The organism is Pseudomonas sp. Irchel s3h14 (genome assembly GCF_900187425.1).
Lineage (GTDB): Bacteria > Pseudomonadota > Gammaproteobacteria > Pseudomonadales > Pseudomonadaceae > Aquipseudomonas.
In genome coordinates this window covers 326,373-345,680 of the sequence record NZ_FYDJ01000003.1, presented here as the reverse complement: position 1 = coordinate 345,680, position 19,308 = coordinate 326,373, and the positions used below count along the sequence as shown (strand labels likewise).

General features: G+C 60.4%; 20 protein-coding genes. 14 read left to right on the top strand and 6 right to left on the bottom strand.

The window, feature by feature from the left end; genetic code table 11:
* Positions 1 to 21: 21 nt before the first annotated feature.
* The 5 genes from CKW16_RS08315 (at position 22) to CKW16_RS08295 (ending at position 4,445) form a co-directional block, all read left to right on the top strand.
* Positions 22 to 909, top strand: a complete 888-nt coding sequence (locus CKW16_RS08315) for an acyl-CoA dehydrogenase family protein (protein WP_095127990.1) — start codon at positions 22 to 24, stop codon at positions 907 to 909.
* A 157-nt stretch (positions 910 to 1,066) separates the two neighbouring features.
* Complete coding sequence (locus tag CKW16_RS08310; RefSeq protein ID WP_095127989.1) at positions 1,067 to 2,161, top strand: serine hydrolase; 1,095 nt, start codon at positions 1,067 to 1,069, stop codon at positions 2,159 to 2,161.
* Positions 2,158 to 2,487 (top strand): amidase, encoded by a 330-nt coding sequence (locus tag CKW16_RS08305; protein ID WP_095127988.1) that lies wholly within the window; start codon positions 2,158 to 2,160, stop codon positions 2,485 to 2,487. Before CKW16_RS08310 ends, CKW16_RS08305 begins: the two co-directional genes overlap by 4 nt.
* Positions 2,488 to 2,695: 208 nt before the next feature.
* Positions 2,696 to 3,286: a YceI family protein gene (locus tag CKW16_RS08300; protein WP_095127987.1), complete on the top strand. Its 591-nt coding sequence runs from the start codon at positions 2,696 to 2,698 to the stop codon at positions 3,284 to 3,286.
* A gap of 1 nt (position 3,287) precedes the next feature.
* Positions 3,288 to 4,445: a phosphatidylserine/phosphatidylglycerophosphate/cardiolipin synthase family protein gene (locus CKW16_RS08295; RefSeq protein WP_095127986.1), complete on the top strand. Its 1,158-nt coding sequence runs from the start codon at positions 3,288 to 3,290 to the stop codon at positions 4,443 to 4,445.
* A gap of 109 nt (positions 4,446 to 4,554) precedes the next feature.
* Here the strand turns inward: CKW16_RS08295 and bglX are convergent, their stop codons facing one another.
* Entirely contained in the window at positions 4,555 to 6,846 is a 2,292-nt protein-coding gene (bglX, locus tag CKW16_RS08290) for a beta-glucosidase BglX (protein ID WP_095127985.1), read from the bottom strand.
* A 237-nt stretch (positions 6,847 to 7,083) separates the two neighbouring features.
* Here bglX and CKW16_RS08285 point away from each other — a divergent pair, with 237 nt between their 5' ends.
* The 4 genes from CKW16_RS08285 to CKW16_RS08270 all read left to right on the top strand — a co-directional run bounded on the left by CKW16_RS08285 (position 7,084) and on the right by CKW16_RS08270 (position 10,608).
* Entirely contained in the window at positions 7,084 to 7,695 is a 612-nt protein-coding gene (locus tag CKW16_RS08285; protein WP_076030017.1) for a LemA family protein, read from the top strand.
* Positions 7,696 to 7,738: 43 nt separating this feature from the next.
* Positions 7,739 to 8,491, top strand: coding sequence for a YgcG family protein (locus tag CKW16_RS08280; protein WP_095127984.1), 753 nt, complete (start codon positions 7,739 to 7,741; stop codon positions 8,489 to 8,491).
* A 33-nt stretch (positions 8,492 to 8,524) separates the two neighbouring features.
* On the top strand, positions 8,525 to 9,142 hold the full coding sequence (locus tag CKW16_RS08275) for a TPM domain-containing protein (RefSeq protein ID WP_095127983.1): 618 nt from the start codon (positions 8,525 to 8,527) through the stop codon (positions 9,140 to 9,142).
* A 251-nt stretch (positions 9,143 to 9,393) separates the two neighbouring features.
* The gene (locus CKW16_RS08270; protein ID WP_095127982.1) at positions 9,394 to 10,608 is read left to right on the top strand and encodes an SAM-dependent methyltransferase; all 1,215 of its coding nucleotides are present in this window, start codon (positions 9,394 to 9,396) and stop codon (positions 10,606 to 10,608) included.
* Between the two features lie 81 nt (positions 10,609 to 10,689).
* On the opposite strand, the gene CKW16_RS08265 is transcribed toward CKW16_RS08270, so the two are convergent.
* A complete protein-coding gene (locus CKW16_RS08265; protein WP_095128139.1) occupies positions 10,690 to 11,580 on the bottom strand; it encodes a DMT family transporter in 891 nt (296 codons plus the stop codon).
* A gap of 289 nt (positions 11,581 to 11,869) precedes the next feature.
* Here CKW16_RS08265 and CKW16_RS08260 point away from each other — a divergent pair, with 289 nt between their 5' ends.
* From CKW16_RS08260 to CKW16_RS08250, 3 genes are read left to right on the top strand one after another with little or no spacing between them, the layout of a single operon-like run.
* Positions 11,870 to 12,451, top strand: coding sequence for a DJ-1/PfpI family protein (locus CKW16_RS08260; RefSeq protein WP_008152949.1), 582 nt, complete (start codon positions 11,870 to 11,872; stop codon positions 12,449 to 12,451).
* Positions 12,452 to 12,465: 14 nt separating this feature from the next.
* A complete protein-coding gene (locus CKW16_RS08255) occupies positions 12,466 to 12,771 on the top strand; it encodes a ribbon-helix-helix domain-containing protein (protein ID WP_095127981.1) in 306 nt (101 codons plus the stop codon).
* Positions 12,772 to 12,828: 57 nt separating this feature from the next.
* Entirely contained in the window at positions 12,829 to 13,173 is a 345-nt protein-coding gene (locus CKW16_RS08250; RefSeq protein ID WP_095127980.1) for a YegP family protein, read from the top strand.
* Between the two features lie 123 nt (positions 13,174 to 13,296).
* On the opposite strand, the gene CKW16_RS08245 is transcribed toward CKW16_RS08250, so the two are convergent.
* Positions 13,297 to 14,184, bottom strand: coding sequence for a dihydrodipicolinate synthase family protein (locus tag CKW16_RS08245; RefSeq protein ID WP_095127979.1), 888 nt, complete (start codon positions 14,182 to 14,184; stop codon positions 13,297 to 13,299).
* Between the two features lie 29 nt (positions 14,185 to 14,213).
* Positions 14,214 to 14,996, bottom strand: coding sequence for an aldolase (locus CKW16_RS08240; RefSeq protein WP_095127978.1), 783 nt, complete (start codon positions 14,994 to 14,996; stop codon positions 14,214 to 14,216).
* Positions 14,997 to 15,155: 159 nt separating this feature from the next.
* Here CKW16_RS08240 and CKW16_RS08235 point away from each other — a divergent pair, with 159 nt between their 5' ends.
* Complete coding sequence (locus tag CKW16_RS08235; protein ID WP_046046177.1) at positions 15,156 to 15,698, top strand: helix-turn-helix domain-containing protein; 543 nt, start codon at positions 15,156 to 15,158, stop codon at positions 15,696 to 15,698.
* Positions 15,699 to 15,814: 116 nt separating this feature from the next.
* On the opposite strand, the gene CKW16_RS08230 is transcribed toward CKW16_RS08235, so the two are convergent.
* Positions 15,815 to 16,834, bottom strand: a complete 1,020-nt coding sequence (locus CKW16_RS08230) for a DUF4917 family protein (RefSeq protein WP_095127977.1) — start codon at positions 16,832 to 16,834, stop codon at positions 15,815 to 15,817.
* 156 nt (positions 16,835 to 16,990) lie between these two features.
* On the opposite strand from CKW16_RS08230, the gene yiaY reads away from it, so the two are divergent.
* Positions 16,991 to 18,139, top strand: a complete 1,149-nt coding sequence (gene yiaY, locus CKW16_RS08225) for an L-threonine dehydrogenase (protein ID WP_095127976.1) — start codon at positions 16,991 to 16,993, stop codon at positions 18,137 to 18,139.
* On the opposite strand, the gene CKW16_RS08220 is transcribed toward yiaY, so the two are convergent.
* A complete protein-coding gene (locus tag CKW16_RS08220; protein WP_095127975.1) occupies positions 18,136 to 19,302 on the bottom strand; it encodes an MFS transporter in 1,167 nt (388 codons plus the stop codon). The two genes, yiaY and CKW16_RS08220, sit on opposite strands and share 4 nt — an antisense overlap.
* Positions 19,303 to 19,308: the final 6 nt, after the last annotated feature.

The following is a 19,308-nucleotide window of genomic DNA, read 5'->3' as shown; positions in this document are numbered from 1 at the left end:
ACAGCCCACGAGGAGCCTCTTATGCCCTGGCAAAACCTGCTGCGCCGCCGCGATCGCTTACCCACCAACCCGGACCTGGGCGAGGGTTTCGCGACCTTGTTGCACCAGTTGGGCAACGTCACGCCGTTCGAACTGGCGGTGGCCGGCGGGCGTTTGATGTCGACGCCGGGACTGGCGTTTCTGGTGGGCTATCAGGCGGCGTTGCGCATGCTTTGGCCGAACGCACCGCTGAGCCTCGGCGCCTTGTGCGCGACCGAACAGCGCAGCCTGCGGGTGACGGACATGCAGACCCGTCTGCACGATTTGCGTCTGAGCGGGCGCAAGGATTTTGTCACCGCAGGCGATGCCGCCGATTGGCTGCTGATCGCTGCTCGCAGCGAAGCGCCTGACGAAAAGCCGCGCCTGAGCTTGGCGGTGGTCTATCCCGATGAACCGGGCGTGCGTCTGGAAAAACTGCCGGCGATCCCGTTGATGCCAGACATCAGCCATGGCCGGCTGTTTCTCGATAACGCTCAGTGCGAACTGTTGGCGGGGGATGGCTGGGATGCTTACATCAAACCGTTCCGCACCCTTGAAGACATCTATGTGCTGAGCGCCATGACCGCCTGGTTGTACGGCGTCGGTCAGGACAGCGACTGGCCGCAAGCCTTGCAACTGCGTTTACTGGCGCTACTGGCCGGGTGTGCGGAAGTCAGCCGGCAGGCGCCGAATAATCCGTCCGGGCATGTGTTGCTCGGTGGCTTGTTTGCGCAGTTCGATGGGCTCAAGGCCGAGGTGGCACAGGCACTGGCCGATGGTCCGCAGCATTGGGCGGCGATGTGGCAACGCGATCAGGGCGTGTTGGATTTGGCGGCGGGTGCGCGGGGGAAGCGGTTGGCCAAGGCACTCGCGGGATCTTCAGTGGGCTGACTGGCCTCTTCGCGAGCAAGCCCGCTCCCACAGGGGGAATGCATTTCAAATGTGGGAGCGGGCTTGCTCGCGAAGGCGGCCGCATTGATGACACAAATCCCGGAACTGTCATCAACCTGAACTAGGCTCAGCAGGTTCATCCTTCCGAGCCCCCACCATGTTCAAAGGCTTGTCTCTTATTTTCGGGCTGTTGCTCAGCCTCACGGCCCACGCCGAATACTGGCCTGCCGAGCAATGGCCGACCGGCCCGACAGTCACCGGGCCGGCGCTTCAAGCGCTGGAGACTTACGCCTTTCCACCCCGTGATGAGGCCACCCGAAAAGGCATCCGCACCGACACCTTGCTGGTGATCCGCGACGGCCAGTTGATCTACGAACGCTACGCCGGCCCGACCACGGCTGACACCCCGCACCTGACCTGGTCCATCAGCAAAAGCCTGATGGCCGCGGTCCTCGGCGTGGCCTATGGCGAAGGCCTGTTCAAGCTTCAGGATCCAGCGCAGAAATTTTATCCACCGCTGGAAAAACACCCGACGATGACCATGGCCGATCTGCTGCACTGGGCCTCGGGCCTGGACTGGCAGGAAGACTATGAATACGCGCCGTTGAAGTCCTCGGTGGTCGCGATGCTCTACACCCGCGGTCACCCGGACATGGCCGCGTTCACCGCCGATCACGGTGAATACGCCAAACCCGGTCAGGCATTCCGTTATTCCAGTGGCGACAGCAATCTGTTGTCCGCCGCGCTGAAAACCATCGTCGGCCCGAGCCGTTGTTCGGACTATCCATGGACTGCTCTGTTCGAGCCCTTGGGGATTCGCCACGCCGTTTGGGAAAGCGATGCCACGGGAACCTTCGTCGCTTCGTCCTATGCCTACCTCACCGCCAGGGATCTGGCCCGAGTTGGTCTGCTGATGGCCCGCGACGGTCGTTGGGGCGAGCACCAATTGCTGCCCAAGGACTGGGTCACTTTCAACCGCGAACCGTTCGCCCGCTATCAAGCCAATCAAGACGACGCCGTGCCCGGCGGCCATTGGTGGCTTAACCGCGCGGTGGAAGGCGCCGCAAAACCATGGCCCGATGCACCCGCCGACAGCTTCGCCGCGCTGGGTCATTGGGGCCAGGCGATGTACGTGATTCCCAGCGAAAACCTGGTGATTGTGCGCTACGGCGATGACCGCGACGGCAGCTACCGGCACAACGATTTGCTCAAACTCGCGCTCAAGGCATTTGCCGCGAAGGTGCAGCCATGAAGCGTCGCAGCCTTGTTCGTCGTCGACCGTTCAGCACGTTGTTGTTGATCCTGCTGATCGCCTTGCTTGGCTGGATCTGGCAGGAGCGCGTGGCGCTGTGGGCATTCCCGGACATCATCAGTGCCTACACCGCCAAGGAATATTGTTCGTGCCGTTACGTGATGAACAACCCGGCCGAGTACTGCCACGACTATGTGAAACAGTGGCTGCCGCCCCGTGGCTTTACCGATGACGCCGCCAGCAAGCGCGTCACCGTCAGCGGCATGGGCCGCAGCAATAACGCCAACTGGGTCGGCGAACGCCAAGGCTGCCGCCTGAATCCCTGAACACCACTGCCCTTGTAGCAGCTGGCGAAGCCTGCGTTCGACTGCGAAGCAGTCGTAAAACCGGGCACCGCGGTGTTTCAGTAAAAACGAGGTGGCAGGATTGGCGACTGCTTCGCAGCCGAACGCAGGCTTCGCCAGCTGCTACACGTTTGCAATTGGCTCAGGGGCGGTTAAGGTTCGTGCAGGTTTATCTGCCCCACGAGTCTCTATGTTCAACCGCTTCCTCTGCAAAACCCTCGCCTTCCTGCTGTTGGCCAGCGCCACGCTGTCGGCTCACGCCGATTGGTATCTGGATGGCGAGTCCTCGCGGCTGTCGTTCATCAGCACCAAAAACACCAACATTTCCGAAGTGCAGCGCTTTCTGGTGCTGCACGGCAAGGTCGATCCCAAGGGGCTGGCGCAGGTCGAAGTCGAACTGGACTCGGTCAACAGCGGCATTCCGTTGCGCGATGAACGCATGCGCAAGGACCTGTTTGAAATCCAGACCTTCCCCGAAGCGCTGATCACCGCGCAGATCGATCTGCGGCCGATCAACGACCTCGCACCCGGCGCACAACTTGAATTGCGCCTGTCGCTGACCGTCAACCTCCACGGTAAACAACACGAATACAACGCCGAACTGCTGGCAACCCGTCTTGATGACCGGCGCTTCCAGGTGGTGACCCTCGAACCGCTGATAATCAATGCCGCGGATTTCGACCTGGTCCCCGGCCTGGAAAGTTTGCGCAAGGTCGCCGGTTTGTCGGCCATCAGTTTGTCAGTGCCGGTGAGTGCGGTACTGATTTTCACGGCGCGCTGACATGGCCGGCGCGATTTTCCCTTGGCGTGAAGGCAACCGTTTTGAACTGTTGATCGACGGTCCGCAGTTTTTTCCACGAATGTTGGTGGCGATTGCCCGCGCCGAAGAGCAGGTCGAGCTGGAGCTGTACCTGGTGGAGGCGGGTGCCTGTGCCGAGGCGATGGTTCAGGCGTTGGTCCAGGCTGCCGAACGCGGCGTGCGCGTGCGCTGCCTGTTCGATGATTACGGCAGCCTCGCGTTCACCCTGAACTTGCGTCAGCGTTTGATGGCGGCGGGCGTGGAGCTGCGTTTCTACAATCGCCTGAGCTGGCGGCGCTGGTTGGGCAACTTCTACCGCGATCACCGCAAGCTGTTGCTGGTCGATCAGAGCATGGCCGTGGTGGGTGGCACCGGGGTGACCGACGAATTCTGGACGCCGGGCGAAGACACCAGCGAATGGCACGAAGTGATGGTGGAAATCACCGGTCCCCTGGTTATCGACTGGCAGTTGCTGTTCGACCGCCAATGGATCGCCAACCGCCATCGGCGCGCCTGGAAACCCGCTTCGCATTTTGGCTTGCCGCGTCTGCCACGCGTGCCGTCCATGGGCGAGGGCATGGGCCGGGTCGCCTATGCCGACGCCCGCCAGCACCGGGACATCTTGCAATCGTTGACTCGCGCGTTGAACAGCGGCCAGCAGCGGATCTGGCTGGCGACGCCGTATTTCCTGCCGACCTGGAAAGTCCGCCGCTCACTGCGCCGGGCTGCCGCCCGCGGTGTCGATGTGCGCCTGCTGCTGACCGGGCCACGCACCGATCACCCGTCGGTGCGCTACGCCGGGCATCGCTACTACCCGCGATTGCTCAAGGCCGGGGTGACGATCTTCGAATACCAGCCGTGTTTCCTGCACCTGAAAATGGTCCTGGTCGATGACTGGGTGAGCATCGGCTCGTGCAATTTCGATCACTGGAATTTGCGCTTCAACCTGGAAGCCAACCTTGAGGCGCTGGACCCTGGGCTGACGCGAGCGGTGGCGGCGAGTTTCGAGAGGGACTTTGCGCAGAGCCAGGAAGTCAGCCTGGAGGCATGGCAACGCCGGCCGCTGTGGCGGCGGGTGAAGCAAAGGATTTGGGGATGGGTGGATCGGCTGGTGGTGAATCTGCTGGACCGACGGGGATAGTCGTCGTCCAGATCGTTCCCACGCTCTGCGTGGGAATGCCTCTAGGGACGCGGAGCGTCACGGGCTGCATTCCCACGCGGAGCGTGGGAACGATCAGTCCGCGCAGGGATTACAGCAATTCAAAGCTCTGCTGCGTCACGTCCTGTGAATCCAGGCCGATCTCCACGTTGAACTTGCCCGGCTCGGCAGCGAACTTGAGATGGGTATTGAAGAACTTCAGGTCATCCTCGGTGATGGTGAAGTGCACGACTTTCTGTTCGCCGGCCTTGAGCATGACTTTCTGGAAGTTCTTCAGTTCCTTGATAGGGCGGATCATCGAGCCGGTCACGTCCTGGATGTACAACTGCACCACGGTTTCGCCGTCACGCTTGCCGGTGTTTTTCACCATGACGCTGGCGTCGAGCTTGCCGGTTTTGTTCAGCGTGGTCGACGACAGCGCCATGTTGCTCAGGCTGAAATCGGTGTAGCTCAGGCCGAAGCCGAACGGGAACAGGGGACCTGTGGTGTCATCAAAATACTGCGAGGTGTAGTTACCCGGTTTGCCCGGTGTGAACGGCCGGCCAATGCTCAGGTGGTTGTAGTAGGTCGGAATCTGGCCTACCGAGCGCGGGAAGGTGATCGGCAATTTGCCCGACGGGTTGTAGTCGCCGAACAGTACGTCGGCGATGGCGTTGCCGCCTTCGGTGCCGCTGAACCAGGTTTCCAGGATCGCGTCAGCCTGTTCCTTCTCTTCGAGAATCGACAGCGGACGGCCGTTCATCAACACCAGCACCAGCGGTTTGCCGGTGGCTTTCAGCGCCTTGATCAAATCGCGCTGGTTGGCCGGGATGTTCAGGTCGGTGCGGCTCGACGACTCGTGGGACATGCCACGGGACTCGCCCACTGCTGCCACCACCACATCGGCATCCTTGGCGGCTTTCACCGCTTCGTCGATCAGCACTTGGGCCGAACGCGGATCATCCACAACTTCCGGGGCATCGAAGTTGAGGAAGTTCAGGTAACCGAGGATTTTGGGGTCGCTGGTGATGTTGGCGCCGCGAGCGTAGATCAGCGTCGATTGTGCGCCCAGTGCAGTGGTCATGCCGTCGAACAGGGTCACCGATTGCGCGGGTTTACCGGCGGCGGCCCAGCTGCCCATCATGTCGATCGGTGCCTTGGCCAGCGGGCCGACCAGGGCGATTTTCGCGGTTTTCTTCAACGGCAGGGTTTCGCCCTGGTTCTTCAGCAACACCATGCTGCGGCGCGCGACGTCACGGGCCTCGGCGCGGTGCAGGCGGCTTTCGGCATAAGTGTCGGCCGGATCATCTTCAGCCTTGCCGATGCGCAGGTACGGATCCTTGAACAGGCCCATGTCGTACTTGGCGGCAAGCACTTCACGCACGGCGTTGTCGATGTCGCTTTGCTGGATCTCTCCCGCCTTCAACAGCCCCGGCAGCTCTTTGCCATAAAGGGTGTCGTTCATGCTCATGTCGATGCCGGCCTTGATCGCCAGCTTCGCGGCTTCGCGACCGTCACGGGCGACGCCGTGTTTGATCAGCTCGAAAATCGCCCCGTGGTCGCTGACGGCCAGGCCCTTGAAGCCCCATTGCTTGCGCAACAGGTCGTTCATCAGCCAGGTGTTGGCGGTGGCCGGCACGCCGTTGATCGAGTTCAGCGCGACCATTACCCCACCAGCACCGGCGTCGATAGCCGCACGGTACGGTGGCAGGTAGTCCTGGAACATCTTGACCGGGCTCATGTCGACGACGTTGTAGTCGCGACCGCCCTCGACCGCGCCGTACAGGGCAAAGTGCTTGACGCTGGCCATGATGCTGTCGGCCGCGTTCGCGCCCGTGCCCTGGAAGGCTTTGACCATCACTCCGGCGATGCGCGACACCAGGTACGTGTCTTCACCGAAGCCTTCGGAAGTCCGGCCCCAGCGCGGATCGCGAGAGATGTCGACCATCGGCGCGAAGGTGATGTCGAGGCTGTCAGCCGCGGCTTCCTTGGCGGCGATGCGCCCGGAAAGGCCGATGGCGTCCATGTCCCAGCTTGAGGCCAGGGCAATCGGGATCGGGAAAATGGTGCGGTGGCCGTGGATCACGTCATAGGCGAAGAACATCGGGATCTTCAGCCGGCTACGCATGGCCGCGTCCTGCATCGGACGGTTTTCCGGGCGGGTGATCGAGTTGAACGTGCCACCGATGTTGCCGGCAGCGATTTCCTTGCGGATCATCTCCCGTGGCATTTCCGGGCCGATGCTGATCAGGCGCAACTGGCCGATCTTTTCATCGAGGGTCATTTGCTTCATCAGGTTGCTGATGAAAGCGTCCTTGTTTTCCAGAGGTGCGGGGGTCGTGGCGGCCAATACGTTATGACTGGCCAGGCTGACGAACAGGCCCAGCAAACACAGCTTCTTCATGAATAGTTTTCTCAAAAGCCTAAACGGCAGTGAATACGCGCCGGTCAGCCAAAAATTAGGGAGCGACTATTGTTGTTCAGGTAAATGCAGCACACTTCGGCAGTGTTTTTGCGCTGGGGCATCTTTTAGCCCATTGGCTCGATGCAATCCAGTGGCGGCGGCAGATTATGCCCCAAGAGCCGGGCTCAAAGTTCGAAGGTTGTTTTTCAACTGAATGTGCAAGGGAGCATCAACCAGATGAATGTACGACACCACTATCGGTCGAGCCTGCAGGTTGCAGCCTTGATGTTGCTGACCACACTGCTGGCCGGCTGCGGCATCAACACGATCCCGACCCTCGACGAACAGGCCAAGGCCGCCTGGGGCCAGGTGCAGAACCAGTACCAGCGACGTGCCGACCTGATTCCCAACCTGGTGGAAACCGTCAAGGGCTACGCCCAGCATGAGCAGGAAACCCTGACCGCGGTGATCGAAGCCCGGGCCAAGGCCACGTCGATTCAGGTGGACGCCAGCACGCTGGACAATCCAGAAAAGCTCAAGCAATTCCAGCAAGCCCAGGATCAACTGACCGGCGCCTTGAGCCGTTTGATGGTGGTGTCCGAGCGTTACCCGGACCTCAAGGCCAACCAGAACTTCCTGGCGTTGCAATCGCAACTTGAAGGCACCGAGAACCGCATTGCCGTGGCGCGTCGGGACTTCATCCTCGCCGTGCAGAAATACAACACGGAACTGCGTACCTTCCCCGGTCGCCTGTGGCACACCGTGATGTACAGCGATTTGCCGATCCGCGAAACCTTCGAGGCCACCAGCCCCGATGCGGAAAAAGCGCCTCAAGTGAAGTTCCAGTAAGCGCCGCAAGGGGCTTGAAGCATCACCAAGGATGAGGTTGCCAATGCGTGTGTTGAAAGTTGGCCTGGTGCTGTTGCTCTGGGTGTTTGCCCTGACGGCCCAGGCTGCGTTGAAGTTTCCGGAACTGACCGGGCGGGTGGTCGATAACGCCCAGATGATCGAACCTGCGGTGCGTGAGCAACTGACGCAACAGCTTCAGGCCCATGAAAAATCCACCGGCGAGCAGTTGGTGGTGGTCACGTTGCCGGATTTACAGGGCACCGACATTGCGGACTTCGGTTATCAACTGGGGCGCTACTGGGGCATCGGCCAGAAGGACAAGAACACTGGCGCACTGCTGATCGTTGCGCGTGACGATCGCAAGCTGCGGATTGAAGTCGGTTATGGCCTGGAAGATCGGCTGACCGATGCGCAGAGCTCGGTGATCATCAATCAGGTGATCACCCCGGCGTTCAAGACCGGCAACTTCAGCAAGGGCATCAGCGACGGGGTCGCGGCAATGCTCGTGGTATTGGGCGGCAATCCACTGGATGAACCGTCCACGGTGTATGACTCCGGCGACAATCAGGAAAGCGACTTCGTCTCACGGCATCCGGGGATCTTCGTGTTTCTGGTGATGCTGTTCATCCTGACGATGTTTGTCTGCCAGATGCTCGGGATCCTGCCCAGCGGCGGCGGAGGCCGAGGTGGTTCGAGCGGCGGGTTCGGTGGTGGAGGTTTTGGCGGCGGTGGAGGCGGGGGCTTCAGCGGCGGCGGTGGCAGTTTCGGGGGCGGCGGTTCATCGGGCGGCTGGTGATCAAACAACAATAGCGAGTGGGCATTCTTAGACATGGCATTACTGACCGAACACGAACAACGCAAAGTCGCTGAGGCGATTGCCCGGGTCGAGCGCGACACCGACGCCGAACTGGTGACCGTACTCGCGGCCCGCGCCGACGACTATGCGTACATCCCGCTGCTCTGGGCCAGCCTGCTGGCGCTGGTCGTGCCGGGTGTCGTGCATTACCTGACAGGCTGGCTGACCATGCACAGCTTGCTGCTGGTGCAATGGATCACGTTCATCGTGTTGTGCCTGGTGTTCCGTATTCCGAAAATCACCACGCACCTGATTCCGCGCTCGGTGCGTCACTGGCGCGCCTCGAACCTGGCACGCCGGCAGTTTCTGGAGCAAAACCTCCACCACACGGCGGGTAGCACCGGGATGCTGATTTTCGTCTGCGAGGCTGAACGCTATGTGGAAATTCTGGTGGATGAAGGGATTTCGAAACGGCTGGACAACACGAACTGGGATGCAATTGTTGCGACGTTCACTCAGCAGGTGAAGCAGGGGCAGACGTTGCAGGGGTTTGTGACGTGTGTGGAGGCGTGCGGCGAGTTGCTCAAGGTGCATGTGCCGGTGACGCATGTGAGGAATGAGTTGCCGAATCGGTTGGTGGTTTTAGGCTGATCTCAGCCGCGACGCATCCCTTGTAGCAGCTGGCGAAGCCTGCGTTCGGCTGCGCAGCAGTCGTAAATTCGGTATTCACGGTCTTCCTGATGCACCGCGTGTGCTGGTTTTACGACTGCTTCGCCGCCGAACGCAGGCTTCGCCAGCTGCTACAGATCGCACCGTTCGGGAAATTACCCGTGCCCTGCATCCACATCCCCCCTAAAATACCCGCCATTCCCTGATCCGCACCGCCCGAGGCCGTTTTTCCCATGTCTGTCACCGCCACTCCCGCCAGCCTCGCGCCGGATCACCATGCCCAGTTCATCGACCTGCTGCAGTCCAGCCTTGATCAGAACGCCTTCATCAAACTGGTGTTGGCCAAGTACGTCGGCACTGAAGTGGACTTGCAGCGGCTGATCATCAAGCAGCTGACGGTCAAGGATCAGCCCTGCCTGTCCTTCGTTTACCGCTACAAGACGCGCGACATCACCAAGAATTTGCCGATTGCCGAGGGCGTAGCGACCATCGTCGCACTCTTGCCGGCATCGTTCAAAAATGCTCATTTGCTGTCGCTGACGGATGAAGCTCAGCTGGAATACAGCAAAAAGGGCAAGTCTTCGCTGTTCAAGAGCAAACCTCAGCAATTACGTGAAGTGCCATCCGCCGAGCACAACCGCGAGAAGAACCGCTTCCTCGACCTGAGCCGGCCGTTCCTCGCCGACCTCGGCGTGACCAACAAGCAACATGAGCTGATCCCGGCGATGTCGCGCAAGTGGAAGCAGATCAACAAGTTCATCGAGGTCTTCAGCCATGCACTGACTACCTCACCGCTGGCGCTGGACAAGCCGGTTCAGGTGGCGGATTTCGGCTCGGGCAAGGGTTACCTGACGTTCGCGATTCATGACTACCTGCGCAATACCTTGAAGGCCGAAGGCGTTGTGACCGGCGTCGAGTTGCGCGAAGAGATGGTGGATTTGTGCAATGCCGCGGCCGCAAAGCTCGAGCATCCGGGGCTGGTGTTCAAGTGCGGTGATGTGCGCAGCGTGGCGCCGAGCGAGCTGGATGTGATGATCGCGTTGCATGCCTGCGACATCGCCACCGACTATGCGATTCACACCGGCATCCGTTCCGGCGCCTCGATCATCATGTGCTCGCCGTGCTGCCATAAGCAGATCCGCCTGCAGATCCAGAGCCCGGCGCTGCTCAAGCCGATGCTGCAATACGGTCTGCATTTGGGCCAGCAGGCGGAAATGGTCACCGACAGTTTGCGCGCGTTGTTTCTGGAAGCCTGTGGTTACGAGACCAAGGTGTTCGAGTTCATTTCACTGGACCACACCAACAAGAACAAGATGATCCTGGCGGTCAAACGTGCCGAACCGGTTGATCCGGCCCAGCTGTTGGTGAAGATTCAGGAGCTGAAGGATTTCTACCACATCAGCGAACATTGCCTCGAAACGCTGCTGCGGGCCGATGGTTACCTCTGATCACCATCCCTGTGGGAGCAAAGCTTGCTCGCGATGGCGATTTCAAAGACGCCATCGCCAGCAAGCTGTGCTCCTACAGGTTTAGGCGGTGGCCACACGCGCTGGCTTGACCGCGGTCTTGCGTCCCAACATCACGGTCACGATCACCCCGGCGGCAAACAGCCAGGTGATCGGCTCGATGTGTTCGCCGAAGAACAGCGCCGAAAAAGCGATGGTGAAGAAGATCTGCAACAGCTGGATCTGACTGACCCGGGCGATGCCGCCCATCGCCAGCCCGGCGTACCAGGCGAAGAAACCGATGAACTGCGAAAACAGCGAGACGTAACCGAAGGCCCACCAGGTCTTGGCCGAAATCTCGCCCTGATGTTGCAGCGCCAGGTACACCACCGGCCCGATCAGCAACGGCGTCGACAGCACCAACGCCCAGCAGATCACCTGCCAGCCGCCCATCTCCTTGGCCAATCGGCCGCCCTCGGCGTACCCCAAACCGCCCACGGCAATCGCCCCGAGCATCAGCAAATCACCCGCCTGAATGCTGCCGGCCCCGCTGATCAGCGCATAACCCAACACCAGCGCGCTACCCAGCGCGGCGCAGGCCCAGAAGGCTTTCGACGGTCGTTCGTGGGACAACCATGCGGCGTACAGCGCTACGCACAATGGCTGTAAGCCGTTTACCAGTGCTCCGTGAGACGCCGGTAAGGTTTGCATCGCCCAGGCCGACAACACCGGGAAGCCGAGGATCACCCCGGCAATCACCAGGGTCAGGCCTTTGACCTGTTTCCAGGTCGGCCACTTTTCCCGGCGCCACAGCAACAACATCGCCGCCGGAACTGCCGCGAACAGCGCACGGCCCAAGCCGTTGAGCAGAGGATGGAGTTCCTGCACGACGATCCGTGTGAAGGGCAGGGTGAGGCTGAAGATCACAACGCCGAGCAGGCCGAGGGCCATGCCGGTGTTTTCGCGCGAGGACATGATGGCAACCAGAATCCAGGGTGACGGGAAGACCTTCATCTAGCCATAAACCTGGGTCGTTGCTCTGTTACAGCTAGGTGCAGAGTTATCCGTACAGTTTGAGGACGCCATCGCGGGCAAGCCTTGCTCCTACATGTCCGGTGTCGTTCTCACCTGTAGGAGCAAGGCTTGCCCGCGATGAACGATGACGCGGTCTATCAGGTAGTAGCTGGTTATTACCCGGCCCCGCAGATAAGGACTACTTTGAATACTCCTGCAGGCCCACGTATTTCCCAGAGGAGTCATCCCCATGGCGGCTAAAAAAATTCTGATGCTGGTCGGCGATTATGTTGAAGACTACGAAGTGATGGTGCCGTTTCAGGCGCTGCTGATGGTTGGCCACACAGTGCACGCCGTTTGCCCGGACAAAACCGCCGGTCAGACCGTACGCACGGCGATCCATGACTTTGAAGGCGACCAGACCTACAGCGAAAAACCCGGTCACCTGTTTGCCCTGAACTTCGACTTCGCCAAGGTCAAGTCCGAGGACTATGACGCCCTGCTGGTGCCGGGCGGTCGTGCGCCGGAGTACCTGCGCCTGAACGAAAAAGTCCTGGAACTGGTGCGCGCGTTTGACAAGGCCGGCAAACCGATTGCCGCCGTGTGTCACGGTGCTCAATTGTTGGCGGCCGCGGGGATTCTCGAAGGTCGCGAGTGCAGCGCCTACCCGGCCTGCGCCCCGGAAGTGCGTCTGGCGGGCGGTACGTTCATCGATATCCCGGTGACGGAAGGTCACGTACAAGGCAATCTGGCCACTGCGCCAGCCTGGCCGGCGCACCCGAGCTGGCTCGCCGGTTTCCTCGGGTTGCTGGGCACCAAAATCACGCTGTAACGAGGGACCTTTCCATGTGCGAGCTCTACGTCAAAGCCGATCCGATTCTCTACGAATCGCGCTCCCGCTCGCTGCGCATCTGCGGGGTGGTCACCACCCTGCGGCTGGAAAATCAGTTCTGGGACATCCTCAGCGAAATCGCCGAGGTCGACGGCATGACCACCAACCAGTTGATCGCCAAGCTGTATGAAGAGGTGATGGACTACCGCGGCGAGGTGGTGAATTTCGCCTCGTTTTTGCGGGTCAGTTGTACGCGGTACCTGAGTCAGCGACGGGTGCAGTCACCGGAGTTATCAGTGGTGCGTGCGGTGGTGAAGTAGGGCAGGTTGGTCTTTACTCTGAAGCGCGAAACCTCTCAATTGCCAAGGAGAAAGAGCATGTCTGGATGGTATGAAGTGAGCAAAAGCAGTAATGGTCAGTTCAAATTTGTACTGAAGGCCGCCAACGCGGAAACCATTCTGACCAGCGAGCTGTACACCACTCGCGCTGCCGCTGACAAAGGCATCGTGTCGGTTCAGAGCAACAGCCCGAAGGATGAACGCTACGAGAAGAAAACCACCAAGGATGGCCATCCTTACTTCAACCTCAAGGCTGGTAACCACGAGATCATCGGTAGCAGCGAGGCTTACACCTCCGCTGCCGCGCTGGAGAAAGGCATCGCCAGCGTGAAGGTCAACGGGCCGACCACGGTGATCAAGGACAAGACCCTGCCGGTGCTCTGACAGTCCGAGATCGTTCCCACGCTCTGCGTGGGAATGCAGCCCGTGACGCTCCGCGTCACTGGACGCGGAGCGTCCCTTGAGGCATTCCCGCGCAGAGCGTGGGAACGATCAGTTAACGCAGGATCAGCGCAATGCTTTCAACAATTCCTGCAACTGACTGCAACCCGCGTCGCCGAGTGGAAACACCGGCAACCGCGGATCGCCCACTTCCAGTCCGGTGGCGCGCAAGCCGGCCTTGATCGTCGCCGGCAAGCCACCCTTCAGTATGAAATCCAACAGCGGCAACTGGCGATAGAACACTTCGCGTGCCTTGCCCAGGTTGTTGGCCAATACCGCTTCATACAAATCAAGATTGAGCTGCGGGATCAGGTTCGGTGCCGCCGTGCACCAACCTTTTGCGCCTGCTGCAAAGGCTTCCAGCGCCAATGGATTACAGCCGTTGTAGAACGGCACCTGACCTTCGCCCAGCCGTTGCAGCTGGTGCATGCGCTGGATGTCGCCGGTGCTTTCCTTGACCATCGTCACGTTGTCCACGGCATTGAAAATCCGCAGGATCAGGTCAACCGACATGTCGGTGCCGCTGGTCGCCGGGTTGTTGTAGAGCATGATCGGTACGCCGATGCTTTCGCCGATAGCGCGGTAGTGGGCGAGGATTTCCGCTTCGCTGAGTTTCCAGTAGGAGGTCGGCAGCACCATCACCACGTCCGCGCCTTGGGCTTCGGCGAAACGTGCGCGGCGCACCGCTTTGGCCGTGGTCAGGTCAGACACACTGACAATGGTCGGCACGCGTTTGGCCACGTGTTTGATGCTGAATTCGCTGACCTGATCCCACTCCGCGTCGCTCAGGTAAGCGCCTTCGCCGGTGCTGCCCAGCGGTGCGATAGAGTGGACGCCGCCGTCGATCAGGCGGTCGATGGAGCGCCCGAGCGCGTCGAGATCAACGCCTTCGCCGTTGGCGGTGAACGGGGTGATGGTGTAGCCGATGATGCCGTGAATGGTTGGGGTCGACATGGCGACTCTCCTCTTGAAAATGAGTGGTTTCAGTTCAGGCAATCGGCGTGTTGACGCAGGTTCTGCCGAGCGTAGTAGTTGAAAGCGGCGGCGTGACGTTTCGGCCTGGCGATCCAGTCATGGGCTTCGCGGCCCAGCTCTGGCAGGATCGGCTTGATGGTCCCGGCGCTCATGGCCAGCAATTGCAGCTTGGCCGCTCGTTCAATCAGTTGCGCAATGACACAGGCCTCTTCGATGGTCGCGCCTGTGGACAATTGGCCGTGGTGCGAAAGCAGGATCGCCCGTTTGTCGCCCAGGGCGGCGGCAATCAGTTCACCTTCCTCGTTGCCCACCGGCACGCCCGGCCAGCCTTCGAGAAACGCGCAATCGTCGTAGAGCGGGCAGAGGTCCATGTGGGAAATCTGCAGCGGCACTTCGAGCATCGACAGCGCGGCAACGTGGGTCGGGTGCGTGTGAATGATGCAGTTCACGTCTGGCCGCGCGCGGTACACCCAGCTGTGGAAACGGTTGGCCGGGTTCGGCATGCCGTGGCCTTCAAGCACGTCCAGGTCTTCGTTGACCAGCAGCAGATTGCTGGCGGTGATTTCGTCGAAACCCAGGCCCAGTTGTTGAGTGTAGTAGGTGCCCGGTTGCGGGCCGCGGGCGGTAATCTGCCCGGCCAGGCCAGAGTCGTGGCCGTTCTCAAACAGAATCCGGCAGGTCAGGGCCAGCTTTTGCCGGTCGGTCCACGTATTATCCGCCAGGGTATTTTGCATCTGGGTCAGCGCTTGCTTGACCAGTTGCTCTTTGGGTAGTGCTAAGGTCTTGGCCATATTGGTGTCCTTTGGGTGGTTCAATGGACGTCGGATTTGCCGTTCACTCGTTGCTCGCAAGGTCATGGGTGAATGCAAATGACACAAGTGATGCTATATGACACTTTGTGTCATTGGCAAGGAACAATCGTTGCTCCCTTGATGGATTAAACGCTCTACATGTCTATCCGTTTGAAATTACTGAGAAAAAAACTCGGCGTGACGCTGGAGGCCTTGGCCGAAAAGTCCGGCATGACCAAGAGCTATCTGTCGAAAGTCGAACGCGGGTTGAACACCCCGTCGATCGCTGCCGCCCTGAAACTGGCCAAGGCACTGAACGTAAAGGTCGAGGAGTTGTTCTCCGAAGACAATGTCAGCCTCGACAGTTACAGCCTGGTGCGCAGCGATGAGCGCCAGTCACTGGCGGCCAACGATGACAGCCCGGGTTACGCGGTGCTGGCCCATCAGGTCAGCGAACGCAGCCTGTTGCCGTTCATGATTTACCCGCCGACCGAGTTTGCCGACAAGACCTTCAAGGAACATTTGGGGGAGGAGTTTCTGTTCGTGCATGAGGGGCAGGTGGAAGTGGACTTCATGAACGAGCGGGTGCTGCTCAATCGAGGGGACGCGTTGCACTTCAATGCGCAGAAACCGCACCGGATACGGTCAGTGGGCGAGGTTCAGGCGCAGTTGCTGGTGGTGGTGCATAGCGCTGAGGAATGAGTCGATTGGTCTGACGCCTTCGTCGGAACGCCGCCCGGAGCAAGCCCGCTCCCACATGGGGAATGCATTCCAATGTGGGAGCGGGCTTGCTCGCGAAGGCGTCAGCCGCGTCGCCGCTAAACCTCGACCGGCACGGTCAGCTTCGGGCTGCCCAACGCATGCGTCTTCGAATCAAAAAACCGCAACTCACTCCCAGTCCCCTCAAACACCTTCGCGTAATGCCGCTTCTGGTGCTGAATGAACGCCTTGCTGCGCGGATAAATCGAGATCGCCACCACCGGCGGTTTCGCCTGGCGCAAGGCGTGGATGATGTGGCTGTCCTGCTCACCCAGGGCATGACCAAACAGGCACAACCCATCGCCATGGCCAAGTAGCTGGTCGTAGCAGAACGACAGATAGTCCGAACTGCGAATGGTTTTGAGCTTGTCCTGCGCCGGACCTTCATTGACGAACAGCGGCACGTCGTCGAGGGTCTTGATCGTGTTGTTGATCGCGAAACTGCCGAGCAACGTGCCCTCGGTCGATATCAGTTTGCGCGCCGTACCGTCCTGATTTCGCACCAGATGCAACCCGCCATGCAGGTAAAGCAGCCGGGTTTTATCGGTCGCCGTGGCGCTCAGATCAAAGCTTGATTCTGCACCCTGAAACAGGTCGCTGATCGCATCAGGCTGGTGCTGGATCGCCCAGTAGTTGAGCAAGTCGTAGTTGGTGGTGAACACGGTCCGGTAGCGGCCCAGTTCCTGATTGATCGCCGCGAGCGTTGAAGGCACCACCAGCCGCCACGGGATGTGCACCGCGTGCACGGTGTTGATCAGCGCTTCCTTGATTGCGTAGTAACGATTACGTGGCGCGGCGGAACTCACGGCCAGGGCCTTGTTGACCCGGCTGGTGGTTTTCAGTGCGCTGAGCACCTGCTCGAAGTTGCGCGTCTGCAGGGCGTCGAACACGCTCAGCTCGGACTGGCTCAGGGGTTTTTCTTCGACGTTACGGGCGTTTTCGAACAGCGAGTCGTAGCCGAAGTCGTCCCACACGGCACGGCTGGCGCCGTTGCCCACCAGCAGGCCGCTGAACGAGGCGGTGGCGCGCAAGGCGTTCCAGTCTTCAAGTTGGGCATCAACATCCTGGAAATCGGTCATTGCGGTCAAAGTCTCAAAGCAAAAGGTCTGGTGGGCGGCGACTTTATCACGACCAAGACTTGAGCCAGATCAAGTTACTTCCTAACCGATAGGTCGATCCTGTGGGTCCCCGCTGGATCGGCGCTGCCGATTCGGCCTCAGCCAGGAGACTCGCTCATGAGCAGCACGTTTTTCATCCCCGCCGTGAACATCATGGGCATTGGTTGCCTCGACGAAGCCATGGACGCCATTCGCAAGTACGGTTTTCGCAAGGCGCTGATCGTCACCGACGCCGGGCTGGCCAAGGCGGGTGTAGCGAAGATGATTGCCGAGAAGCTGGCGATGCAGGACATCGATTCGGTGATTTTCGACGGCGCCAAACCTAACCCGAGCATCGCCAACGTCGAGAGCGGTCTGGGGCTGCTGAAGGAAACCCGCTGTGATTTCGTGGTGTCCCTGGGCGGCGGTTCGCCCCATGACTGCGCCAAAGGCATCGCGTTATGCGCAACCAACGGCGGGCAGATTGGCGATTACGAAGGCGTCGATCAATCCACCCAGCCGCAACTGCCGCTGATCGCCATCAACACCACCGCCGGCACCGCCAGCGAGATGACCCGTTTCTGCATCATCACTGATGAATCCCGACACGTAAAAATGGCCATTGTCGATCGCAACGTCACGCCGCTGCTGTCGGTCAACGACCCGGCGCTGATGGTCGCCATGCCCAAGGGCCTGACAGCTGCCACCGGCATGGACGCGTTGACTCACGCCATCGAAGCCTACGTTTCCACGGCGGCCAATCCAATCACCGATGCCTGCGCACTGAAGGCGATCACGTTGATCAGCAACAACCTGCGCCTGGCCGTCCGCGACGGCAGTGACATGGCCGCGCGGGAAAACATGGCCTACGCGCAGTTCCTCGCCGGCATGGCGTTCAATAACGCATCGCTGGGTTATGTCCACGCCATGGCTCACCAGTTGGGCGGGTTCTACGACTTGCCTCATGGTGTGTGCAACGCGGTCCTGCTGCCCCACGTGCAAAGCTTTAATGCGCTGGTTTGCGCCGATCGCCTCACCGATGTCGCCCTTGCGATGGGCGCCGATGTTCGTGGTTTCACCCCGGAAGCAGGCGCCCAGGCGGCCATCGTGGCGATCCGCAGCCTGTCTAAAGACGTGGAAATTCCGGCCGGATTGCGTGAGCTCGGCGCCAAGCTCAACGACATCCCGATCCTCGCCACCAATGCCTTGAAAGACGCGTGTGGCCTGACCAATCCTCGCGTGGCGGATCAGCGCCAGATCGAGGAGATTTTCCGCAGCGCGTTTTAGGAGGTTTTTCGACCGGGCGCGAGCATTACGCAGAGCATCGCGCCCAACGCCAGCAAGGTACACAACAGTGACAACGGCCATGCTTGCGGGCTCGCGATCAAACTGGCGATCCCGCCGATAACGGCAGCCATCAGTTGATGAATGAAACCGCTCAACGCCATAGCATACGCACCGCCGACCGGCGAACCGTCATTGGCCAGGGACAGGCTGATCGGGTAAGTCAACGACTGGCCGAACACCGCAACGCAATAGGGCAACCAGAACAGCAGCGCCACTGAAGTACCCGCCAGACTCCCCAGCCACATCACCGCGCTGCCTGCCAGCACAAGCCCCACACCCGCCGTCATCAACCCGCGTTGACCGGTGCGAAGTACAAAGCCATTGACCGCCAAAGCCCCCAGAAAATACGCCGCGCTGATCGGCCAGCCCAACAACCCGTATTCCACGGCCGACCAGTTGAACGGTCCTTGCAGAATCAGCGGCGCTGCGGTGTTGAACGCAACGATCACCCCGTACCCAAGGCCGCCGGTGAGGGCCGGCAGCAGAAAGGCTCGATGACGCAAAATGCGCCAGTAGCTCGGCCAGGCGGATGAGGGGGCATTCTCCTCGGCCAGCATCGGGAACCTGACCCGGGCCACAACCAGCCCCATCATCAGACTCACAGCACCCAACAGGTAGAAAATCGCTGGCCAGCCCAGCGCCACCTGGATGATCGACCCCAGGTACTGGCCGATCCCCAGCGCCACCACAAAGGAAATCGAAATCCAGGACAACGCCTTGGCCAGCAGGTCACCGCGGAAATTGTCGCGGATCAGCACTCGGGCCATGACCGAAATACCGCTGGCGCCAATGCCCTGAACCAGTCGAAACGCCAGGAACGATTCAAGCGTCTGGCTCAGGGGCAGGGCCAGATTGCCCAACCCGTAGATACCCAGCGCGGCGAGCAGCACCGGTTTGCGACCGATGCGCTGGCCCAGGCTGCCCCAGAACAACATTGGCAACGCCATGCCGATCAGATACACCGCCAGCCCCCAGGACACCTGCGAGGCGTCGGCGGACAGATCCCGGGCCATGTTCGGTAGCGCCGGCAGGTAAATGCTCATGCCCAACTGGGCGAGGAAAACCGTGCAGCAGGTGACGAGGAGGGTGGTGCTGCTCTTCATTAAATC